The organism is Paenibacillus sp. FSL K6-2393, assembly GCF_038002545.1.
Taxonomy (GTDB): domain Bacteria; phylum Bacillota; class Bacilli; order Paenibacillales; family Paenibacillaceae; genus Paenibacillus.
This window is the reverse complement of record NZ_JBBOCU010000001.1, coordinates 5,520,967-5,544,983: the sequence shown is the minus strand read 5'-3', so window position 1 is coordinate 5,544,983 and position 24,017 is coordinate 5,520,967. Positions and strand designations below refer to the sequence as shown.

The window sequence follows — 24,017 nt, the reverse complement described above, 5'->3', positions numbered from 1 at the left end:
TGATCTATTGTTATATTCATATCCAAGAAAGGAGACACCGCATGGCCAAATTATCGACCAATACCGGACCATCCATTGACGCTGCAACAGCGAGCACATCCGGTCCATGGCGGGAAGCGTGGAGAACATTTCGGAAAAATCGACTTGCGCTTGCGGGCTTGATTATTATCGTATTTTTTATCCTGTTGGCCTTCCTTGCGCCCTACATCGCACCTTACGATTACAAGGAACAGGTGCTGGTGGATCGGCTTCAGGCTCCTTCGGCAGAGCATTGGTTTGGTACCGATGATCTGGGGCGTGACGTGTTTTCCAGAGTGCTGCACGGGGCGCGTATTTCCTTGTGGGTGGGCTTTTTCTCCGTCATTGGATCTATTATCGCGGGCACGTTGCTTGGTTTAATTGCAGGATTTTATGGAAAATGGGCGGACATGCTTATCTCGCGTCTATTTGATATCTTGCTCGCCTTTCCGGGGATTTTACTAGCCATCGCCATTGTGGCGATATTGGGCCCGTCTTTGCAAAATGCACTGCTCGCCATCGCCATCGTGAACATCCCGACCTACGGAAGATTGGTGCGTTCACGGGTACTCAGCTTGAGACAGGAGGAATTCATTACGTCGGCACGGACACTCGGAGCGGGCAACGGGCGAATCTTGTTTCGCCACATCTTGCCCAACAGCCTTACTCCTCTGATCGTGCAAGGTACACTTGGAATTGGAACGGCGATCATTGAGGCCGCTGCACTCGGATTTCTAGGTATGGGTGCACAACCACCCGACCCGGAATGGGGCAAAATGCTGTCGGACTCCCGTCAGTTTATACAAAAAGCCCCGTGGACGCTGATTTTCCCCGGCGTTTCAATTATGTTAACCGTTCTCGGCTTCAACCTCATGGGCGATGGACTACGCGATACCCTTGATCCGAAAATGGCGAAAAAGTAGAATTCTCAAACTCTAACCGTAACACTAACTTCTGCTCAAACTCAAAATCAAAATCAAACCGTAACCGTAACCGTAACCGTAACCGTAACCGTAACCTATAACCCAAGCTCGAACTCAAGCTGTAACTTTGATTTGAAACCCTAGCTCTGCAACCCTAACTTTTTCTGTAACGCAGCATACGCGCCATCGCTAACTCTAAAACTAATCGCATGTGCTAATTTTTAGACATAATCCTATTTGTAGCTGTTACGCTAACTTCTCCTTCAACTCTAAAGAACCCGGGAGCCCTTATTTTACGATTTCCAGACAATTTCCCAATCTAACGAACTTCACACACGATATTATGTGAAAAGCCTGAGGAAATTCTCGAAAGGTTGGCTAAAGGCGAGCAATAGCGTGTCTACAATTCGTTAGATAATAAATTCATCCTAAAAAGGCTATTTTACGCCTCTGAGGTTCGTTAGCGCGTAACTACCATGCTGTTCAGGACATTCAAGCAACCACAATATTAAGGTACCAACATACTAATATCCCAACGTACCCATACATCAGTCTCGACACAGTAAGGTCGAGGATACTCCAAGGTACATTAGATGAAATATGTTTTAACGCTATCTACTATATCAACAGACACATTATAATCCTTCACCATGCCGGTTCGAACTCTGGTTCGAGTCGGCTTTTGTTTTACCTGCGGGATTACGTTAAAATGATTGGTGATGTGCAAAAGTAGAAGGGTTATTCGATCTTTTTGTTAAAATAACCGCCTGCGTATTGACACCCAATTTTCCCATATGTTATATAAAAGGAAGGGTTTAGCACTCCGATCATTAGAGTGCTAACAAATGATATTTTTACTATACGCCTACATATGGAATGATTCTGTTTTTGGAAATATATTGAACCTGAGTAGTACATGCGAAGCCAAGGTGCGCAACAGAACCGGAAGAAGCTAAATGTTTGCTTAATCAACAGAATCCATTTAAATAGAAGGATCTAATCCTCAAACAAGTTCCTGATCAGATGCAAAAGTAGTGCAGGGGACGAAATCGATTTGGAGGAAGCAGAGCGTTCGCCTTTATCACCGAATTTCTCCCTTTTAAAAAGGGAATCAAAGAAATACGGGGATAACAGCGATCCGAAAAACGATTCGTAACCGGAACGGCTATATTGCAGAACGTCATGCATTTTTGAAGATTAGCCAATCTATTGGATCTGATGATCAAGCGTTTAAGCTTCAAATGATTTTCTGGCATCCATAAGTTTTGTATGAAAAACTCAAGGATTTACTTTCTATTTTCAATCAAATCATTCGATATCCAAATTTGAAAGGAGTCCAACCACTCATGGCTAAGAAAGAATTCCAGGCAGAATCCAAACGTTTGCTGGATATGATGATCAACTCCATTTACACCCAAAGAGAAATCTTTTTAAGAGAATTGATCTCCAACTCCAGTGACGCCATTGATAAAATTTATTACAGAGCACTGACGGACGATTCGCTCGTTTTCAACAAAGAGGACTACTTCATCAAGCTCACGATCGACAAAGAAAACCGCACCCTCACACTGACAGATACCGGAATTGGGATGACGCAGGAAGAGCTGGAGAACAACCTGGGGGTTATCGCGAAGAGTGGCTCCCTGGCGTTCAAGAAAGAAAATGAAGCAAAAGACGGTCACAACATCATTGGACAATTCGGGGTTGGTTTCTACTCGGCATTTATGGTGGCGGACAAGCTGACCGTAACAAGTAAAACGCTGGGCAGCGACGAGGCTTGGAAATGGGAGTCCGAAGGCGCGGATGGTTACACGATCACACCAGCTGAGAAAGATTCTGTAGGTACAGAGATCGTCCTGACGATCAAAGGAAATACCGAAGAAGATTCGTATGACGAATTTTTGGAAGAGTACCGCCTGAGATCCATCATCAAGAAATACTCCGACTTCATTCGCTACCCAATCAAGATGGATGTAACGGGTCAACGTCCGAAAGAGGGCACGGAGAACGAATTCGAGGAATACCAAGAAGAACAAACCGTGAACAGCATGGTGCCGATCTGGCGTAAAAATAAAAGCGAACTGACCGAAGAAGATTACAATAACTTCTATATGGAAAAACGCTACGGTTTTGACAAACCGCTCAAACACCTGCACATCAGCGCAGATGGCGCAGTGGTATACAATGCAATCCTGTTTATTCCGGAGAATACGCCGTTTGACTACTATACGAAAGAGTATGAAAAAGGCCTTGAGTTATACTCCAACGGTGTATTGATCATGGATAAATGCGGGGATCTGTTGCCAGACTACTTTGGATTTGTTAAAGGTATGGTGGATTCGGAAGACTTGTCCCTGAACATCTCCCGTGAGATGTTGCAACATGACCGTCAGCTTAGCCTGATCGCGAAGAACATTAAGAACAAAATCAAGAGCCAACTGCAAAGCCTATTGAAGGACGAGCGTGAGAACTACGAGAAGTTCTACCAAGCGTTTGGTCGTCAATTGAAATATGGTGTATACAGCGACTATGGTGTGAACAAGGATACATTGCAGGATCTGCTGTTGTTCACGTCTTCCAAAGAGAGCAAACTCGTGAGCCTGGACGAGTACGTTTCCAGAATGCCGGAAGATCAGAAGTACATCTACTATGCATCCGGTGAGTCCATTAGCCGTATTGAAAAGTTGCCACAGATCGAGGGTGTTCTTGAGAAAGGGTACGAAGTACTGTACTTTACCGATGACATCGATGAGTTCGCCATCAAGATGATCACGAACTACAAGGAGAAAGAATTCAAATCCATCTCCAGTGGTGACTTGGGTATCGAAGATGGCGCGGACAAAGAAGAAACGGATGCTCAGGACAACGACAACAAAGAGTTGTTTGAAGCGATGCAAGCTCAATTGGCAGGTAAAGTAAAAGCCGTTAAAGCTTCCAAACGTCTAAGAAGCCACCCGGTATGTTTGTCCACTGAAGGTGAATTGACGATTGAAATGGAGAAAATTCTGAAAGCTATGCCAAACAGCGAAAACGTACAAGCTGACAAAGTGTTGGAAATCAACGTGAATCACGATGTCTTCAAATCGTTGAAAGACGCTTTCGCGCAGGATCAGGAAAAACTGAACCTCTACACAAGCCTGTTGTACCATCAGGCATTGCTGATCGAAGGATTGCCAATTCAAGATCCAGTAGAATTCACCAACGATATCTGTAAGGTGATGGTGTAAACTTCCGCAATATCGCAGTGATGGAATAACGGTGCACTTAATCAAAAGTGATGGAATGTTCCATGCAGTTTCCGGGTCCAAGGCGCAGTGCTTATATGGCTTGGAAACTACAAAATACCGTTGCACCCACCATCTCCACCCCGACAGGGCGTTTCAGTCCTGTCGGTTTTTTTGTTTTTACCCACAACGGGGAGGGCGCGGGGGAGACAGACTATCATTGAAGCAAATGATGATATTATTATAAGTTGAACTTGATCTTGATCTTCACTCCAATTTTAGCGAGATAACTGGTGAATACCATTATGTATTTTAAGTACAGCAAAAGTAGTGAAGGGGACGGAATCGATTCTGAAGAAGCGAAGCGTTCGCCTGAAAGCTTTCTGTAAGAAAGCTGCATCGGAAGCATACGCTATTCCCGAATTTCTTCCTTTTTAAAGGGAATTCAGAAAACCTGGAGACAACAGCGATCAGAAGAACGATCCGTAACCGGAACGGCCATCTGATGGCACAGTTAGTACTTATGTTTGTTCTGCTATGGGAGCGAGCATATGTGAATAATTAGTTCAATATGAATCATTGTCATTTAGATGCACGGATGATAGTCTGGCAGGGTATAATAAGAGAAGATGACTGTTCATTACAAGTTGATGTAAGAAGAGATGACAATCGCAGACAGGTTTTGCTTTTCGAAACCACAGATGTTGTGTATAATCACTCAAAATAGAGACAGTCGGCTAGGAGTGATCCCCATGCAATGGAACGATCTGAGAGAACATAGACAATATCCTGAATTAACCAAATTGGATGGATCTCGTGCAGCGTATGAACGGGACTATTCGAGACTCATTCATTCACCGACCTTCCGTCGGTTACAGGGCAAATCGCAGGTGTTTGGCGCAGGAACGGGTGATTATTATCGTACTCGCTTGACCCATTCCCTAGAGGTGGCACAGATTGCACGAGAGGCTGCCCGAAGTTTGATTCGCCGTTTTCCTGAGGTAGACTGGGACCGTGCGGACAACCCCGGCCTTATTATTGATTCAGAAGTGGTGGAGTGCGCTGCAATCGCACATGATTTCGGTCACCCGCCGTTTGGACATAAAGGTGAAGAAGTATTAGATGGTATTCTGGATGACCTCATCAACACCGAGGCTAAGAAAATCATGAAGAAAAGCCGCAGCGTCAAAGTTCCCAAGGTGGAGTCTGAAGTCCGTGCCGAGTTAAAACGAAAATACGAGCATTTTGAAGGCAATGCGCACAACTTCCGTCTCATTATGCACTTGGAGAAACGTGAAGATATCGACGGGCTGAATCTGTCTGATGCGGTATTACTAGGGATAAACAAATATCCGTACCCTGGGACAGAGAGCAAAAAAGGCATGTATCATCATGAGTGGCAATATATTCGGGAGATCCGTGATCGCTGGAACGTGCCGGCAGGCAAGAAGACGCTGGAAGCACAGCTGATGGACCTTTGCGACGATATTGCGTACTCCTCACATGACCTCGAGGATGGCATCAAAGCAGGCAAGATTGAAGTACATGAGCATTTCCTGCAAGATCCGCATGTGAATCGACTGATTGTGGATAAAATTACAACGCTGGAGGATCTGTTCTGGAACGGATGGACCCGAGAAGCGATTGGGCAAAAGGTAGAAGAGGTCCTCGCTTCGTTCCTGCGCATCTGGAATGAGAAGATGCCGTTCTGCGAGCATGATTACTCGCGTACCCGTCGTGAAGTGAAAGCCTATTGGGTGAGCTTTTTTGTAGGCAGCCTGGGCGTTATTGACGACGGCGACTGGAAGAAGGTAACTTTTGTCCGTGAAGGGGCTGAAGACCTTGATATGCTGCGTACGGTGAGTGTGCTCAAGAGTTTTGCCTGGGTGACCATGATTCGTGACCTACGTGTACAGCGTCTACAGAAGCGCAGTGAGTGGATGATTAAGCGATTATGGGATGCATTCCTCGATCCGGAAACGTCCAAATCGATTATTCCATCTGACTGGCTGCAGCGGTATGAGAAGGATCAAGCCAAAGCCCAGCCGATCTGGACTTGGGAACACATGGTGATCGATTATATCGCAGGAATGACGGATGCATTTGCCGAGAAAATATATAATGAACTCTACGGTCTGAAGGTGGGTTCGATCTACGATCTGGATTAAAATTAACCGATATAAAGGGAGATGAGACGCGTGGCTAAGCGAATGAGTGAGATGTTCAGTCTGGGCGTACTTGACCTTGTGCCAAGGTTAAACGATGCCACAGCGGAACAGGCACTTCAACAATCGCTGACACTTGCGCAACATGCCGAGGCTTGGGGATACGCCCGATACTGGACATCAGAGCATCATGATATGGCTGAACTGGCATCGGCCTCTCCCGAAGTACTGTTATCGCACATCGGAGCAAGGACAACAACGATCCAACTTGGCTCTGGTGCGGTCTTGTTGCCGCACTATAGCCCACTCAAGGTTGCGGAGTCGTTCCGCCTGCTGGCTGCGCTCTATCCGGGGCGTATTGAGCTTGGGCTTGGACGTGCTCCTGGCGGTGGACCTCATGCCACGATGGCACTCAGTGGCAATTACTTGCACCATGTGTCCAAGCTGCCTGAATCGCTCGCAGCACTCACAGAACTGCTCGAGGACCGCTACATGTACGAGGATCATCCCGTGACAGCTCGTCCGATTCCCCAGCTCCCGTTATCGCTCTGGATGTTGGGAACTAACGTGAAGAGTGCAGAATTTGCGGCACGGTTTGGCATGGGATATGTATTTGGTCAATTCATGAGTGATGCCGATGGTACAGAGGCTGTAAGGCGATACCGAGAAGGGTTTATTCCTAGTGCAACGATGAAGGAGCCTGAAGTTATGGTGGCAGTCAGCGTATTGTGTGCCGAGTCAGAGATGGATGCTTTGGACTGGAGTCGTGACATGGCGGAGAGGCGCAAGCTGGATGGGAAAGAACATTCAACCGAGTCGAATTCAAGTGGTATCGCGGTCTCTAAGACGAATGATGCAGCCGTTATTGATCATAATGAATCGGTGCGGCACTATGCAGGTACAGCTGAGCAGGTATGGGCGCGATTGCAACAGGTGAGTAACAGGCTGGATACGGAGAGGTTGCTTCTGGTTACGGCAGGACCAGATTATGAGCGCAGGTTGGATTCATATCGATTGCTGGCTGAGCATAAGACAGCAATACTGAACTAGGCTGATCACTTTAGGATGTTAGCCGTTGAAATCCGAACAAACCGAAGAGCTGCAGATCGGGACTTTACCGTATGCTGCAGCTCTTCGGTTTGGACTTTGTCAAGATTCAACAATCTTTTACAAAACCAAGCATCTTAATGACAAAATAATGTTATAATACTTTACGTCTATTTTCCTATCGATATAATATAGATAAGTTCTTTTGACAAGAGGTCAAAAGAAGGGGAAAACAATGACAAAAGCACCTGAATTCGGGATGACCGAAGAGGTCAAGGGGGAAATCATATGTTCAGCAGATTCAAGATCAAGAGTATCGGTCTGCGTATCAGCATCGCGTTCTACTTGTTAATCCTCTGTTTAATTATTTTGAGTGTCACGATTGTCACCCGGATGAATTCAATTGAAACCAATACTAACGAAATTACGAACAATTGGATGCCATCAATCCAGCAAATTAATCGGTTAAATTATACCACAGAGCATGTCCTGTCACTGAGTTATCGTCACTTTGACGCGGATGAAACAGACAAGGCATTTTTGTCAGAAGAGCGTACCAAGTATATTCGTGAAACGACGCAGGCGATTAAAATCTATGATCAGCAAGAGAAGTCTGCGGATGAGCTCGAACACTGGACTGCGTTCAAGAACAAATGGGAAGCATATCTCAAGATTAATACGCAATCGATCAAGCTGAGTGATGAGGGTCAGACACAACTGGCGAAGGAAGTATCTGATAAAGGTGCTGATTCCTTCGACACCATGCAAGTCGATCTAGATTATCTCGTGGAATATAATCAGGAACAGTCCAATCTTGCGGCGGCCCAAACGATCAGATCGGTGCAGGATGGTAGGTTAATCATCATTATCGGTGTTCTTGTCATGATTGTCATTACAGCGATCAGCATTCCGATTATCCGTTCACAGGTCGTGAAACCACTGCTACGTGTCATTAGTGCGGTGAAACTGATTGCAGAAGGCCAATTGAATGTTCAGGACATACATACCAAACATGAGGATGAAGTCGGTGTTCTGGCCAAAGCGGTGAATGACATGAAAGGTAACCTGACTTCCATGGTTCTGAGCGTCAGACGAATTGCGGAAGCTGTCAATCTGCAAAGTGGGGAACTGGCAATATCCTCAGAAGAGGTTAAGATTGGTAGTCGCCAAATTGCTGTGACCATGGAAGAGTCAGCCAAGGCCGCAGAGAGCCAGGCAGAGACAGCCGTGGAATCAGCCCGCACGGTTGAAGCGTTGAATGATCACATTCAGAATCATACGGAACAAGGCAGCCAGCTGCGCGTCATGTCGGATCTTGTACTGGAACAAGGGCTGAATGGTCGCAAGGCGATGGAACAGTCGGTGCAGCAGATGCAACAGATTTCAGGTTCGGTCTCGGCTTCCATGGACAAAATGGAACGGTTGAATCGTAAAAATGAAGATATTTCCAAGCTGGTTCAAGTCATTCATGACATTGCACGCCAAACCAATCTGCTCGCATTGAATGCCTCCATTGAGGCAGCACGTGCGGGAGAGAGTGGACGCGGATTCGCTGTAGTAGCATCAGAAGTGCGGAAGTTATCTGAGGCTGTGCAGACTTCGGTCGAAGAGATCACGGCGATTACCGAGGATATTCAGCAGGAGTCACAAGGGGTGGTTGCGGAATTACGTACGGGCGTTCAGGAAACCGAACTGGGTCAGGAACATGTGCTTGCTTCAGGTCAACTCTTCCGTACAATTAACGAATCGGTGGAAGGCATGGTTGGTGTCATCAGCACGATGACAGATGGACTGGCAGGCATGCAGGAAGCAAGCGGACGAATGAATGATTTCAGTCAGCAGATTTCCGCTGTTTCGGAACAATCGGCAGCGAGTGTGGAAGAAGTTTCTGCATCGGCGGAAGAGCAAGTAAGTTCCATGGAAACGATTAGCGGCAACATTCAAAGTCTGAAAGAATTATCGGAAGATTTGCTTACATCCATTGAAAAATTAAAAATATAACCTTCTTCTTATAATAGAAGAAGCTGGAATCACGCAGGCGGCAATTGGTGAGATATCAGTATGATATATGAGCTGTTGGCCTATAACGTTTGCTGGCAAGAATGATTAGGATTCCAATGTTATAATCTCAAAATAAAATAAGGTGTTCCTAAACAATGGGAACACCTTATTTTTTTCTTTCCAATTAGATACGTGCAAGGAAATGGATAGTTGTCTAGGAGCCTAACATTGTATACAATGACTACCTGAAGCAAACGTATGAGTCGTATTTGTTATGTCTTCAATGAGCTTACTATTTATATAGAAGAAACATGATTAATGAAGGAAGGAGAGGGGGATTTTGCCTGATGAAACACTTGGTATTTACGCTACTTCTGGGAAACACCTCTACACTTTTGCTTGCCACGAGAACGAGCATGAATTATGCATGATGGAACTGAATACGCTGCTTGAACCGAGTTTGGAGATCCGTATGGATATGGGGTCGTATGTGTGGTCTGAACGATGTATTCCACCTGGACGCAGTCCTTTTATCCATGGCAGACTGGACGTGATCGGCGAAGGGAGCAGCGTGACTGATCTGCTTCCTCTTGCCAAAGAGATTCAGCTGTTGCCAGAAGAGACATTTAAGGTGATTTGTCTGAAAGAAGGGGATCATACCCCTGACTATGCACAGTCTCGTCAACTGGAAAAAGAAATCGGCATGTGCATTAAGGGCAAGGCACAGATGAAACAACCTAAGGTGACTTTCGGCCTAATCCGAACAGGAGAAAAATGGATCTTGGGCCAGTGGACAGAAGCTGATCGATCTTGGCAAATTCATAGGCAGAAGCCGCAAAACTACTCGACTGGATTTGGCATCACGCTTGCGAGAGCGCTGGTTAATATTGCTGTTCCGAGAGTAGAAAACCATCGCTTGCTTGATCCATGCTGCGGTATGGGAACGGTTGTGATTGAGGCTTTATCCATGGGAATTGACGCAAAAGGTAACGATCTCAATCCGCTGGCTGTCCGAGGTGCACGTATCAATCTGCCGCATTATGGATATGATTCAGATCGAATCACACTGGGGGATATGAATGAACTGCAAGATTTGTATGATGCAGCAATTCTGGACATGCCTTATAATCTCTGCTCTGTACTTCCGGATGCTGAGCAACGAGCCATGCTGGAGAGTTTGCGCATATTGGCAAAACGGGCAGTGATTGTTTCCACAGAGTGGGTAGAAGAGCACTTGTTGGAAGCGGGATGGACTGTAAAAGAGTACCAAACAGTACATAAAGGCACGTTTATACGTCATATTTGGCTGTGTATGTAAGCGTAAAAAACAAAAAAATCTACCTCTAGGGAAATTTCCAGAGGTAGATTTTTTTATTGCTTACATATCCATTGAACTAACCGTTTACACTAGAACGTAGAGGACAGAAATATTCTTTTGTTCAATTGATATCGTTGATCTGATTTGCACAATATTGCATGGGAACGGGTGTTTGTGTTAATATTTATGACTATAATCCACAAGGTTCACCGGCAGGGTATCGCCAGCGACGTAAGCTTTCAGATTTTTGACGAAAATATCGACTGCTCGATCCGCGTATTGCTCTGTACTTCCTGCGATATGAGGCGTAATTAACACGTTATCCATGCCCCATAGCGGGTGGTCTGCAGGAAGAGGTTCTTCTTCGAACACGTCCAGTGCGGCGAAGGCAACTTGGCCGTTTTGGAGTGCATTCAGCAACGCTTCCGTTTTCACACTGGGGCCACGGCCTACATTGACGAAGCAGGCACCGGATCGGAACTGCTCAAATGCAGTTTGATCATATATATGTTTGGTTTCATCGGTTAGCGGTAAAATGTTAATTACATAATCGCCCTGGCTCAAGGCTTCATGTAAACCGGTCATGTTGTACATTTGGTCCACATTGGGGACATCCTTACCTGAGCGGCGAACTCCGATCGTGCGCATGCCGAGTGCTTTGAGAATACGGGCTGTTTCCGTACCGATCTCACCTACACCAACGATGACCGCTGTTTTGCCATGCAGTTCCGGCAGTGGTTTGGCAGGAGCTTTCCATTCGGCCTGCTGTTGATGCAGCATAGCTTGTCTCAGCCAGCGACTGTGGGACAACATCATGCCCAGAATAATTTCGGTGATTGGAATCGCGTGAACTCCATTTGCACTAGTGACCTGAACGTTCTTTTGTTGCAAATCTGCGAAGGGGAGATTGTCCACACCAGCAGACCAGACCTGAACCCATTTCAACAGGCTGTCCTGTTTCAATGCATGTTCTGTGACGAGTGGGGACCAGCCGAGAATAATCTCAGCTTCTTCCAACTCAGCGGGGTCCAATTCCTTGGCTTTTCCGAATTTCAGGGTGTATTCTGGTGCAGCATTCTGAATGCGTTGTTGCTGTTCTTCAGATAGAGATGGAAAACATACAATTTTACCCATAATGTGTGGTCCTCCTGAGATAAATAATTTGATGAGTTTGATAATTAAAGTGTATCAGATTTGGTGTTGGATGTGCATTTAGGTGGGAAATGCAGGAATCTAGCCTTATTTGCAAATGGTTATATTTGTGTCACTCTATACTTACCCAACTTGAAACGATATGTATAGTTATGAAATAATAGAGCGAACTTTAGAGAGGTGTATGCAATGAATAACCAATCACATCAGGATCATTCATCCCGACGGGAAAGATTGTTTGTAGCAATTCGTCTTCCTGTTGCTGTTCAGCAGTCTCTTCAGATGGATGCAAGGCTTGTACAGAACAAGCTAGATTTTCGTAAATGGACAGATCATAGAGATTATCATATAACCTTGCAATTTCTGGGGGATACGTTAGTTAGTGACATCGGGCACCTGCGAAAAGCATTGCGCTCAGCAGCAAGCGGATTTCAGCCGTTTGAACTTCAGCTTTCCGACTGGGGCACATTTGGACTTGAAGAAGCACCTAAGGTGCTTTGGAAAGGTGTTAGCGGAGAGGTAGAGCACTTGTTTTCATTGCAAAAACAAATCGTGCAGGCGACTTCGCCCCTTGGGTATGAAGCTGAATTAAGACCTTATGCTCCCCACATTACCATTGCCAGAAAATATCTGGGACAGCTTCCAGGTAATGAAAATAAAGGGGTATCTGGAGTGCTTCCGGAACATTCCACAGGTGCTAATTCATGGATGGTGGAGGACATTGTACTTTATGTGACAAGGCTGGGACAATCGCCAATGTATGAGGTCGTGGACACGTTCTCTTTTTCCTGATAATCATTTTTATGCCATAAAATCACATTGACATAACGTTTATCCCTATGTAATATTAGCCATCGTTATTCAAATTCTTTTTTTTGGGTTACTTAGTTAAGGGAATTGTTTCGACAGGAGGAATCTTCGAATGAACATTATAAGCAAAAATCGTTGGGTAGCACCGATGTTATCAGTGCTGCTTGTATGTATAGTGGGGGTAAATGTCGTTCAGGCGACGGGGAAGTGGAATGAAGCTAGTGATAGTAAACAGATGACCGAACTTGCGGCTTCTGTGCAAAATAACCAAACATCTACGCAAGAAGAGAGGCGTATGATGGAAGATGGGACAAGTCTGTCCTCTAATCTGTCTGCCCAAACCGTAGCGTGGACTGAATCTCTGCCAGCGAAGAACTGGCTTACGACTGCTCAAGAAGAGCAGGAACTGCAAGAAGCCAAGGCCAAGAACAAAGCTAGAGCGGTAGCTGCGGCCAAAGCCAAAAAAGAAGCTGCACTGAAATTGGCCAAAGTGAAACGTGCCAAAGAAGTCGCTGCTGTAACAACTCCCCCCCAAAAACTATACTTTACACGGACCAAACTTCTGAACCAGGAAGACTCGAAACTTGCAACCTGGTCATACAGTGTGTCCGATAAAGAACTGCATCTGCTGCAAAAAATCGTCATGGCAGAAGCGGAAGGTGAACCGTACGAAGGCAAAGTGGCAGTTGCCAATGTTGTCTTAAACCGGCTGCGGTCAGCCAATTTTCCCGATACCATTTACAAGGTCATCTATCAGAAATCCCAGTTTAGTCCTGTAGCGAACGGACGTATGAAACGTGTAGTTCCCAACGAGGACAGCATCAAAGCAGTGAATGCTGCGTTGAACGGGAAGAAGGAAGTTGCCGATGATACGTATTATTTCTTATCATTGACGCTTGCCGACGATCTGACAGTTGCTCGCTCGCAGAAAAAAGTAAAAACGATCGGTCATCATACTTTTTACAAGTAATCGACCCGTAAATTCTGCAAACAGGCAGGGTAGTTAACTGTGTGTGTATCACATGGCCCTTGAAAAAGCCTGAATCGTAGTTTTATTTCGTTATTTAAAATATCGTTATACTCTAAATTACCCTTTTTTCTGCCAAATCATACGGTGGAATTAGTGAAAATAAAAGAAGGTTCCCTTCCAAAAATTCGGAAGGGAACCTTCTTTGTATATCGTGAGCAATTGTCTTGTCCTCTATAACACCTCGTGAGAGCTGTTCTATAGGCCCATAGAGGCGTCAGAATGGTATTCTGGTACCTGACAAGGACGTGGCAGCAATTCCGGATGTGAAGCGCTCCACGGAGGTTGTTGTGACTTCGGCCGTAGTCGGGAACAATAAATTATGAACAGCTTGAGCACAGCACTTCGGATCATAGGCCGAATGGTTACCTGAAATATGTGCTACGTTCAGCGGGCTTTCAGTTTGAGTAGATGCCTGTTCCACTAGTTGTCTGAAACGATTGGTGATCACGTCGGCAGAGTGAATGACCTGGCCGTATCCGGCTTGTACAAAGTATTCACAGTTCTCTTCCTCTTGACCTGCAATCGGAGGAATGAACAACATCGGTAGACCCTTGGCCAGCGCTTCAGTGCATGTCATGCCACCTGGCTTGGTGATCAGCACATCGGATACATCCATCAGTTTGCTTACTTCCCGTGTATATCCCAGAATACGAATATTCGGATGTTGGAAGCAAGGCATTTCCTTCATTTTTGCAATCATTTTTTCATTGCTTCCTAGACAGAAGACCAATTGAACACGATCTGCCCAAGACGTGAGAGCTTTCATATGATCCTCATCAAACGAAAGTCCCCATCCGCCACCCATAAGCAGCGCCGTAGGCATGTTCTGAAGCCCCATCTCTTCCCGTAGCTTCACCTTATCTCCAGCTTCCCAGAAGTCTGGATGCACAGGGATTCCCGTGATCTGAATATGGGAGGGATCGACACCCCGGATCTCAAGCAATGCTTTGACCTGAGGGGTAGAGACCAGATATTTGTTCACTTCCGGATTAATCCATGTTCCGTGCACGTCATAATCCGTCACAACCGTATAGAGCGGGATATTCAGACCCTGGCGTTTGAGCCGGGAGATGACAGCATTCGGAAAAGGATGGGTACAGATCACTGCATCGGGTTTTAGTTGGGATACAACCTGTGCCGTCTGTGTATAGAAAATTCGGTGCAACGCCAGCTTGGTAAAACCATTTAATGATTTATTGTACTGTGTGCGGTACAACAGGCTGACCAGTTTGGGTTGAACCGATAGTGTCTTTCGATATGCAGAGAAAATTAGTGGAGCTACCGTTGGGTTCAAAAATTTGCCTAGTTCAATGACACGACTGTGAACATGTGGACTGACTTTTTTGATGCCATGTGCCAGCGCATGAGCGGCCTGAGTGTGACCGGTACCGAAACCTTCCGATAATAAGAGCACTCTTGGTTTTCGCATGAGTTCACCTTTATTCATAAGTTTTAATTCAAAATGAAGATATTCATTGTTTATTCTAGCTAGGGAATGCGTTACTACATGAATATACATTGAAGCGCAAAATCATGTTTCTTCTATGAATATTTACACCATATATCTTACAATGAGACAACCTAAACTTCATTATATATACGTATTATCTGAGTCATCTTACACTATAGACGACGACAGAAGGAGTTTCCACTGCATTTAGGTTAAAAAATATTAACACAATTTTTAAAATGTTAGGGTTGCAATCTGTTTTCTAAGGTGGTATTGTATATTTTGACCGAATGACCGAATTGTATTTTTGGTCATTTATGTAGAGCGATTGAACAATGAATGTGTTTAAAGGAGGGATATGATGGCTCCGATTGACAGGAGACAGCAGGTTATTCATGCAGCAGCCCAGTCGTTTGCCATGTTTGGATACAAAGCAACGACGATGGATCAGGTCGCCAAGATTGCGAACGTTGGCAAAGGAACGATCTATACGTTTTTTACCAATAAGGAACAATTGTTTGATCAGATCCTGGTAGAAGTGATTCAGGAAATGAAGAACATCGCGCATCGTGAAGTACATCAGGAAAGTGCATTTTTCGATAATCTGTTTCGAGTACTGGATGCATTGTTAGAGTTTCGTCGTGATCACGATCTGCTTGTTAAGTTATCTCAGGAGCTGAAGGACTTTGGAACGCTGCAGGCCAAGGAAGGTTTGGACAAGGTGGAGAAAGTAATCTCCGACTTTCTGGCTAAGGAGCTTGAGAAAGCAAAAGACAATGGAGAGATTCGAGATTGTGATCCGCAAGTCGTCGCATTTATGATGATTCGCCTGTATATTGCATTAACCTCAGACTGGAGCAAACAACATCAACCGCTGAGCAAAGAGGAAATTAAGACTTACTTTCGCCTTTTCTTAATGGAAGGAATTGCTGCTGTAACGTAATCCGAATTTAATCTACTATAATATAAGGATTTTTACGTGTATCAAGCAGGGAGGCTTGTCGGAAGACAGGTTGTTTTTTTGCCCTAAAGTGACTGTTTGAGGAAAGTGGTCAGTTCGTGTTTCAGTATATTTTCTGGAATGCGACATTGTATTTCATTATGGTTATTCCTGCTCATGGAGCAGAGAGATTAAGGGGAGAAAATGACATGAAATCTTTATCCGTGTTTTTCAAGGATGTGGGATCGGCCGTGAGAAACCCGAAGGTGTTGATCCCTGTTATTGCAATTATGTTTATACCGATCCTGTATAGTGGCATCTATCTGGCGGCCTATTGGGACCCGTATGGTCATGTGGATGAGATGCCGGTTGCCGTTGTCAATTTGGATAAAGGCGCTGAGCTGGAGGGCAAATCCCTCCATGTAGGTAGTGATCTGGTGGATGAGCTGAAGAAAAATGCCGATTTCAAATGGGATTTTGTCAGTGCGAGTCAAGCCAAAGAAGGCATGAGTAATGACAAATATTATATGCAAATTACGATTCCGGAGAACTTCTCATCCCAAGCAACAACGTTGCTCGATGACAAGCCGGAGCCGGCTGATCTGATCTATGAACCGAATGGCAATTACAGTTTTGTCGGTGCACAGATCGGTAAGACCGCTATTAAGGACCTCAAAGCAAAAGTCTCAGCCAAAGTAACGGAATCCTATGCAGAGACATTGCTCGACAAGTTCTCCGAAGTATCGGATGGCTTGGCTGAGGCAGGCGACGGGGCGGGTGAACTGAATACCGGCGCAGGCAAACTGGATGATGGTGCTGTTAAGCTCAAGGATAACCTGGCGAAGCTTGCATCCGGAACGCTTGAACTTCAGGAAGGACTTTCTCCATTAAGTGATGGTGTTAACGCGCTGCACACTGGGGCAACCAAGCTTGAAAGTGGAACATCGAATCTTGTATCCGGTCTGCAACAGCTTCAGGCAGCTGCTTCGAGCCAGCTTCAGAGCGGAGCAGATCAGTTGAAGGATGGCAGCGCCAAGTTGGAAACGGGACTCCAGTCTTCACTGGATGGCACAAGTAAGTTGCAGGCTGGCCTGAAATCGTCAGAACAGGGCAGTGCGAAGCTGTCGGATGGTCTGCAAAGTGCCGTTCAGGGCAGCGGTACACTGGCAACAGGCCTGCAATCGGCTGTAGATGGCAGCTCCAAGGTTGCTGATGGTGCACAGAGCGTAGCCGCCGGATTGAAGCAGCTTGCTGCCTCGAACCCGGAATTGGCTGAAAGTGCTGATGTACAGAAACTGCTTGCGGCGAGTGAAGCCGTTGCCGATGGCAGTGCACAATTGCATGAGAGCGAGCAGAAGCTTGCACAGGGTGCAGATCAGCTGCATCAGGGCAATCAGCAGCTGGCTGCGGGCGCATCCGAGCTTCATGGTGGCCAGGAGCAACTTCTTGCTGGTGCAAACCAGCTGGTAGATGGACAAAAGCAATTGCTGGCAGGAGCCGGACAGCTTAGTCAAGGAGGAGCGAAGCTCTCCGATGGTCTGAAGCAGTTCAGTGGCAAACTGGGTGATGCTGCAAGTGGCGGTACATTGCTCGCCAATGGTGCCAAGCAGCTGGGCTCAGGTACAACAGCTTTGCAAACGGGTGTAGGCAAACTCAGTGGTGGTGTTAATTCACTTACCGATGGTTCCAAACAACTGGGGGATGGCGCAGGCAAACTGGCTGACGGTCTTACCGAGCTAAAAGATGGCTCAAGTGAACTGGCTACCAAGCTGAATGATGCCGCGCAGAAAACATCCGAAGTTAAGAAAAAGGATGATGTAGTGAACATGTTCGCTGAACCTGTAAACTCCTCGGAGAACACAGCAGAGAACGTAAGCAATTATGGTACAGGATTGACACCGTTCTTCCTGTCGATCGGTCTGTTTGTGGGATCGTTGATTTCCACGATTGTATTGAAAATGCGGGAAACGTCCGTACCTGGTGCAACAGGCTGGAATCGTTTTGTCAGCCGGACACTGGTATTTGGCTCCGTGAGTATTTTCCAATCGGTTATTGTGGCAAGTTTCATGTTATATGGTCTTGGACTGGAGACGCACAGCGTAGGGCTGTTCTATCTGTTTACCATTATTACGGGGCTGACCTTCATGTTGATCGTTCAGGCACTTGTAACCTGGCTGGATCTGCCTGGACGTTATGTCGTCATTCTGCTTCTGGTCTTCCAGCTTGCGGCTAGTGCAGGAACCTTCCCGGTAGAACTGATTCCATCATGGCTTCAGGCATTTAGCCCTTGGTTGCCAATGACACACAGCATTATGGGCTTCAAAGCCGTTGTATCGAGTGGTAATCTGGATGTGATGTGGCATCAGGCAGGTATTCTTAGCATCTATGCAGGTGTATCCATTCTGCTGACGCTTGCTTACTTCCTCTGGAATGGCAGACGTCCGAAAAAAGAAGTCGAACAGGCTGATTCTGGTCAAGTTGTGACGGCATAAGTCGAACCTGATCTTCAGCAGGGTCATATTTATGAAAAAAAACTTTATTTTCTTGTAGTGAAATTATGCAATATAGTAGTCAAATAGTGCAAATAGCCTGTGACCCCAAAAAGGGGTTGCAGGCTATTTTGTATACAAATGCATAGAGAAGCAAAGTTTAGCTGGCTTAAGCAGTGAAAATTTGGTGGAATTATGGATAAACGTAGGCTGCACATGGAACGATTTTCTTCTGTCAGCAATTTAATTCAGTTGTACTCTGGCTTAAAAAGTGTATAATTATTCGAAAAAGAGATGAATTTAAACGTTACTACTGTAAAGCTGTACTGCAAAACATTTCTTATCAGAGGTATTAAAAAGTTTAAATTGCGCTGATGTTAGGTCGGTGTTAAAATAATAGAACTATATCAAAAAAACGTCGCTCCATTTCAGTAGCCGTGCCAGCGGCTGCGTGTTGATTTATACAGGCTGTTTGCCGGATCGTCCGGATCAGCTCAGCTCATCTCATTTAATGGCTTCTGCCCAATAGCAGGCATTATTTTTGACAGTCTTATGCTGTCACCTCTTCTATCTAGCAGGCTCTATCGCAAGCGAAAAAGGCCAGCTCCTCCCGTTTCATTGTTGCCTGTTGCCTATGTTCTTGATCTTTCCGAAATACTTCATTATAGAAAGGTTGCGTTCCATGAGACACATCGGATTACCTCCAAAACAGGGTCTGTATGACCCGCAGTTCGAAAAAGACGCATGCGGAATGGGTTTTGTTGCCAACATCAAAGGAGTACCTTCACACGATATCGTTAGTCAGGCACTGACCATGCTCAGTAACATGGAGCACCGTGGAGGACAGGGAAGTGAGCCGAATTCCGGTGACGGAGCAGGTATCCTGATTCAGATTCCACATCGCTATTTTGCACAGGAAGCAGAACGTCTTGGTTTTGCATTGCCTGAACAGGGCTTCTATGGTGTAGGGATGTTGTTCCTTTCCCAGGACCCTGCCATCCGTAGTGCACATGAAGAGAGCCTTAAGAAGATTATTGAAGAAGAAGGACAGACGTTCCTGGGTTTCCGGGATGTTCCTACTTTTGATGAAATGCTTGGCCGTTCTGCACTTGCAGCGAAACCTTATGTACGTCAGGTGTTCATTGGAAGATCCGCAGATGTGAAGGATGAGCTGGGATTCGAGCGTAAGCTGTATGTTATTCGCAGACGTGCTGAGCTGGCTATTCGTTATTCGGCAGATGAGGCAGAAGGCGGTTCATTCTACCTTCCAAGCTTGTCTTGTCGCAAAATTGTATATAAAGGCATGCTGACTACGGAACAGGTAGGAGAGTTCTATCTGGATTTGCAGCAAGACCTTGTTGAATCGGCTATTGCACTCGTGCATTCCCGTTTCAGTACAAACACCTTCCCAAGCTGGGAACGTGCCCACCCGTATCGCTTCATGATCCACAACGGTGAGATCAACACGATGCGTGGTAACGTGAACTGGATGCATGCTAGACAGTCCTTGTTCGAGAGCGAGTTGTTCGGTGACGACATCGCGAAAGTAAAACCGGTCATCAATCCAGACGGTTCGGATACAGCGATGTTCGATAACACGCTGGAGTTCCTGTATCTGAGCGGCCGTTCCCTGCCACACGTGGCCATGATGATGGTTCCTGAACCTTGGAGCACAGATGAGGGCATGGATCCTGCCAAAAAAGCATTTTATGAATATCACAGCACAATGATGGAGCCTTGGGATGGACCAGCAGCAATGGCCTTTACAGATGGTTTGCAAATTGGTGCAACACTTGACCGTAACGGTTTGCGTCCAGCTCGTTATTATGTAACCAAGGATGACCGTATTATCCTGTCCTCCGAAGTTGGGGTACTTGATATCGCGCCGGAAGAGATCCTGTACAAAGATCGTCTGCGCCCAGGTCGGATGTTGCTTGTGGATACACAAGAAGGCCGCATCATCGCGGATGAGGAAGTAAAAGCAATCATCGCAGCCGAGAATCCGTATCAGGATTGGCTTGATGAGCATTTGATGGATCTGAGCGAGTTGCCGGAAGCACCGGAACTTCCTGATCCAAAACATGATAACGTGACCCAGCTTCAGCTGGCATATGGTTATACATTTGAAGAACTGCGTAAAATCCTGGAGCCCATGGCAACAACAGGTATGGAAGCTACGGGTTCGATGGGTTATGATGCACCGCTGGCTGTGCTGTCGGATCGTCCGCAGCGTCTGTACAACTACTTTAAACAGATGTTCGCCCAGGTAACCAACCCGCCGATCGATGCAATCCGTGAAGAGATTGTAACGTCTACGGCAACAACCATTGGTCCTGAGCGTAACTTGCTGAATCCTGAACCGGAGAGTTGTCGCCAGATCCGTCTGGATACACCGGTATTGTCCAATGAAGACTTTGCGAAGATTCGCCATGTGCGTCGCCCAGGCTTCCGCTCCATGACGATTCCAATCTTCTTCACCGCTGCGGAAGGAGCAGAAGGACTTCGCAAAGCGATGGATTTGCTCTTCGAAGCTGCGGATCGTGTCATCGACAAAGGTCATAACATTCTGATCCTGTCTGACCGCGGTGTGGACGCAGAGAATGCTGCCATTCCTGCATTGCTTGCTGTAGCAGGTCTGCATCACCATCTGATTCGCCAGGGAACCAGAACCAAAGTCAGCATTATGCTCGAATCGGCAGAACCGCGTGATATTCACCACTACGCGTTGCTGCTGGGTTACGGTGTAAGTGCGGTGAACCCTTATCTGGCCTTTGAAACGCTGGATGACATGATTCAGCAAGGGTTGCTGCGTGGTATCTCGCATGAGAAAGCAGTGAAAAACTACATTAAAGCAGCTACCAAAGGCGTTACTAAAGTGTTGTCCAAAATGGGGATTTCTACGATTCAATCGTATCGTGGAGCTCAAATATTCGAAGCGGTAGGTCTGAAATCAGACTTCGTTGACCGTTACTTTACTTGGACACCTTCCCGTATCGGTGGAATTGGGTTGGAAGAAGTGGCAGCCGAAGCGTTGACACATCATAACCGTGCCTTTACGGAAAAAGACGGTAACGATAAAGTATTGGATTCCGGTGGGGATTATCAATGGCGTAACGACGGAGAAGAGCATCTGTTCAATCCGCAAACCATTCATACCCTGCAACATGCGGTACGCACTGGGGATTACAAGCTGTATAAAAAATATTCCAAACTTGTACAAGGTGAGAATGATCAACTGTTGACCATTCGCTCCATGCTGAAACTGAAACCAGTTGGAGATTCCATTCCACTCGAAGAAGTTGAATCCGTAGAAGATATCATGCGTCGTTTCAAAACAGGTGCAATGTCCTTCGGTTCGATCAGTAAAGAGGCGCATGAAGATCTTGCCATCGCTATGAACCGTGTTGGAGGTAAATCCAATACCGGTGAAGGTGGAGAAGACCCGGCTCGCTTCATTAAAGATAGCAACGGGGATTCCCGTCGCAGTGCGATTAAACAGGTAGCATCCGGACGTTTTGGTGTTACATCCAACTACTTGGTTAATGCCGATGAGATTCAGATTAAAATGGCTCAGGGAGCAAAACCGGGTGAAGGCGGACAACTGCCAGGACGTAAAGTGTATCCTTGGGTTGCTGAAGTCCGTGGTTCAACACCAGGTGTAGGTCTGATCTCACCACCACCGCATCACGATATCTACTCGATCGAGGATCTGGCAGAGTTGATCTATGACTTGAAAAATGCCAATCCGCGTGCTGAGATTAACGTGAAGCTTGTATCGGAAGTGGGCGTGGGTACCATTGCAGCTGGTGTAGCCAAAGGCCGTGCCGATATCATCCTCGTCAGCGGTTATGATGGTGGTACAGGTGCATCACCGCAAGGTTCGATTCGCCACGCAGGTATGCCTTGGGAACTAGGTCTTGCAGAGACACATCAAACGTTGATGCTGAACAATCTGCGTGACCGTGTCGTCCTCGAAACAGACGGCAAAATGCTTAACGGCCGTGACCTAGCGATTGCAGCCTTGCTTGGAGCAGAAGAGTATGGTTTCTCTACAGCACCGCTCGTTGCACTTGGCTGTATCATGATGCGTGTCTGTCAAATGGATACTTGTCCGGTTGGTGTAGCGACACAGAATCCGGAATTGCGCAAAAATTATATGGGTGATCCAGCTCATGTGGTTAACTTCATGCGATTTGTTGCTGAAGATGTGCGTGAGATCATGGCTGATCTTGGTTTCCGTACCATTCAGGAGATGGTCGGACGTACAGATTGCCTTGAAACGGTAGAAGCCGTAGATCACTGGAAGAAAAAAGGTGTGGATCTGTCTGTATTGCTGCACGTGCCTGAAATGCCGGAAGGCTCTGCACGTTACCGCACACAGCATCAGAATCACCAATTGGAAGAAACGCTGGATATGCAACAATTGCTGCCACTGGCACAGTCTGCTATTGAATCCGGTCAACCGGTTGAAGCGGTGCTTCCAATTACAAATGTTAACCGTGCAGTAGGTACCATTTTGGGTAGTGAGATCACACGCAAATATGGACTCGCAGGATTGCCCGAAGATACGGTTAAATTCAAATTTGTCGGCTCTGCCGGACAAAGCTTTGGGGCCTTTGTACCTAAAGGTATGACCTTGACCGTTGAAGGGGATTCCAATGACTACGTAGGTAAAGGATTGTCCGGAGGTAAACTGATCGTGATGCCTTCTCCGAAAGCAACGTTTGAGGCGGAAGATAACATCATTATCGGTAACACGGCTCTCTACGGAGCAACAAGCGGCGAAGCGTATATCCGTGGTATTGCGGGTGAGCGATTTGCTGTACGTAACTCGGGCGCCAAAGTAGTCGTTGAAGGTGTAGGCGACCATGGTTGTGAGTATATGACAGGTGGACGTGTCGTTGTACTGGGCGATACAGGTCGTAACTTTGCAGCAGGGATGTCCGGAGGTATTGCCTATGTATATGATCCAGAAGGCACATTCCTGAAACGTTGTAATCTGGAAATGGTTCTTTTGGAGCGTATCGAAGATGTGGCCGAAAGTGCAGATCTGCGAGGCATGATTCAACGTCATGTTGCTAATACAGGAAGTGCTGTCGGTCAGCGCGTTCTGGATAACTGGCAAGATGCGCTGAATCAGTTCGTTCGGGTTATTCCGAAGGACTTCAAACGTATGACAGAACAGATCGAACGGATTCAAGCAACAGGTTTGACGGGAGAAGCAGCGCTGCTCGCAGCGTTTGAAGCGAATATGCGTGAACTTGCACGTGCTGGAGGTTAATAAAACTTCCTTGTTCAAAGGTGGAAGTGCATGAACAGGTTGTATTAAGAATAATAGGAGCAATATGGTTGCCATTCCGGCACCATATTGCTCCTATTTTGCTTTCGACAAAATTAGAACCCCTTCAAAAAACGTTATCGCCATGAGACGACAACATCGAGGAACATTC

Annotated in this window: 13 protein-coding genes; 11 read left to right on the top strand and 2 right to left on the bottom strand. The window is 46.2% G+C overall.

Annotation, left to right across the window (positions count from 1 at the left end; all coding sequences use genetic code 11):
* Nucleotides 1–41 precede the first annotated feature (41 nt).
* The 6 genes from nikC (at nt 42) to MHI14_RS24660 (ending at nt 10,696) form a co-directional block, all read left to right on the top strand.
* Nucleotides 42–941, top strand: a complete 900-nt coding sequence (nikC, locus tag MHI14_RS24685; RefSeq protein WP_253431493.1) for a nickel transporter permease — start codon at nt 42–44, stop codon at nt 939–941.
* Nucleotides 942–2,287: 1,346 nt separating this feature from the next.
* Entirely contained in the window at nt 2,288–4,168 is a 1,881-nt protein-coding gene (gene htpG, locus MHI14_RS24680) for a molecular chaperone HtpG (protein ID WP_341131437.1), read from the top strand.
* A gap of 749 nt (nt 4,169–4,917) precedes the next feature.
* Nucleotides 4,918–6,333: a deoxyguanosinetriphosphate triphosphohydrolase family protein gene (locus MHI14_RS24675; protein ID WP_249911553.1), complete on the top strand. Its 1,416-nt coding sequence runs from the start codon at nt 4,918–4,920 to the stop codon at nt 6,331–6,333.
* A 21-nt stretch (nt 6,334–6,354) separates the two neighbouring features.
* A complete protein-coding gene (locus tag MHI14_RS24670; RefSeq protein WP_445670353.1) occupies nt 6,355–7,380 on the top strand; it encodes an MsnO8 family LLM class oxidoreductase in 1,026 nt (341 codons plus the stop codon).
* A gap of 285 nt (nt 7,381–7,665) precedes the next feature.
* Nucleotides 7,666–9,378, top strand: a complete 1,713-nt coding sequence (locus tag MHI14_RS24665; protein WP_341131436.1) for a methyl-accepting chemotaxis protein — start codon at nt 7,666–7,668, stop codon at nt 9,376–9,378.
* 340 nt (nt 9,379–9,718) lie between these two features.
* On the top strand, nt 9,719–10,696 hold the full coding sequence (locus MHI14_RS24660; protein WP_341131435.1) for a TRM11 family SAM-dependent methyltransferase: 978 nt from the start codon (nt 9,719–9,721) through the stop codon (nt 10,694–10,696).
* Nucleotides 10,697–10,873: 177 nt separating this feature from the next.
* Here the strand turns inward: MHI14_RS24660 and MHI14_RS24655 are convergent, their stop codons facing one another.
* Nucleotides 10,874–11,830, bottom strand: coding sequence for a D-2-hydroxyacid dehydrogenase (locus MHI14_RS24655; protein ID WP_341131434.1), 957 nt, complete (start codon nt 11,828–11,830; stop codon nt 10,874–10,876).
* Between the two features lie 207 nt (nt 11,831–12,037).
* Between MHI14_RS24655 and thpR the strand changes: the two genes are divergently transcribed.
* Entirely contained in the window at nt 12,038–12,640 is a 603-nt protein-coding gene (gene thpR, locus MHI14_RS24650; protein WP_341131433.1) for an RNA 2',3'-cyclic phosphodiesterase, read from the top strand.
* Between the two features lie 130 nt (nt 12,641–12,770).
* Complete coding sequence (locus MHI14_RS24645) at nt 12,771–13,628, top strand: cell wall hydrolase (RefSeq protein ID WP_091033869.1); 858 nt, start codon at nt 12,771–12,773, stop codon at nt 13,626–13,628.
* Nucleotides 13,629–13,902: 274 nt separating this feature from the next.
* On the opposite strand, the gene MHI14_RS24640 is transcribed toward MHI14_RS24645, so the two are convergent.
* Nucleotides 13,903–15,117, bottom strand: coding sequence for an MGDG synthase family glycosyltransferase (locus MHI14_RS24640; protein ID WP_341131432.1), 1,215 nt, complete (start codon nt 15,115–15,117; stop codon nt 13,903–13,905).
* Between the two features lie 382 nt (nt 15,118–15,499).
* Here MHI14_RS24640 and MHI14_RS24635 point away from each other — a divergent pair, with 382 nt between their 5' ends.
* The 3 genes from MHI14_RS24635 (at nt 15,500) to gltB (ending at nt 23,848) form a co-directional block, all read left to right on the top strand.
* A complete protein-coding gene (locus tag MHI14_RS24635; protein WP_036611349.1) occupies nt 15,500–16,081 on the top strand; it encodes a TetR/AcrR family transcriptional regulator in 582 nt (193 codons plus the stop codon).
* Between the two features lie 206 nt (nt 16,082–16,287).
* Nucleotides 16,288–18,570, top strand: a complete 2,283-nt coding sequence (locus MHI14_RS24630; protein ID WP_341131431.1) for a YhgE/Pip domain-containing protein — start codon at nt 16,288–16,290, stop codon at nt 18,568–18,570.
* Between the two features lie 679 nt (nt 18,571–19,249).
* Entirely contained in the window at nt 19,250–23,848 is a 4,599-nt protein-coding gene (gene gltB, locus MHI14_RS24625; protein WP_133386710.1) for a glutamate synthase large subunit, read from the top strand.
* The last annotated feature ends 169 nt before the right edge of the window (nt 23,849–24,017 follow it).

Bases quoted from the DNA above. Each gene is read 5' to 3' on its own strand.
- MHI14_RS24640 (WP_341131432.1), bottom strand. From the start codon at position 15,117: ATGCGAAAACCAAGAGTGCTCTTATTATCGGAAGGTTTCGGTACCGGT.
- thpR (WP_341131433.1), top strand. From the start codon at position 12,038: ATGAATAACCAATCACATCAGGATCATTCATCCCGACGGGAAAGATTG.
- MHI14_RS24655 (WP_341131434.1), bottom strand. From the start codon at position 11,830: ATGGGTAAAATTGTATGTTTTCCATCTCTATCTGAAGAACAGCAACAA.
- gltB (WP_133386710.1), top strand. From the start codon at position 19,250: ATGAGACACATCGGATTACCTCCAAAACAGGGTCTGTATGACCCGCAG.
- MHI14_RS24665 (WP_341131436.1), top strand. From the start codon at position 7,666: ATGTTCAGCAGATTCAAGATCAAGAGTATCGGTCTGCGTATCAGCATC.
- MHI14_RS24670 (WP_445670353.1), top strand. From the start codon at position 6,355: ATGAGACGCGTGGCTAAGCGAATGAGTGAGATGTTCAGTCTGGGCGTA.
- MHI14_RS24675 (WP_249911553.1), top strand. From the start codon at position 4,918: ATGCAATGGAACGATCTGAGAGAACATAGACAATATCCTGAATTAACC.
- MHI14_RS24630 (WP_341131431.1), top strand. From the start codon at position 16,288: ATGAAATCTTTATCCGTGTTTTTCAAGGATGTGGGATCGGCCGTGAGA.
- nikC (WP_253431493.1), top strand. From the start codon at position 42: ATGGCCAAATTATCGACCAATACCGGACCATCCATTGACGCTGCAACA.
- MHI14_RS24635 (WP_036611349.1), top strand. From the start codon at position 15,500: ATGGCTCCGATTGACAGGAGACAGCAGGTTATTCATGCAGCAGCCCAG.
- MHI14_RS24645 (WP_091033869.1), top strand. From the start codon at position 12,771: ATGAACATTATAAGCAAAAATCGTTGGGTAGCACCGATGTTATCAGTG.
- htpG (WP_341131437.1), top strand. From the start codon at position 2,288: ATGGCTAAGAAAGAATTCCAGGCAGAATCCAAACGTTTGCTGGATATG.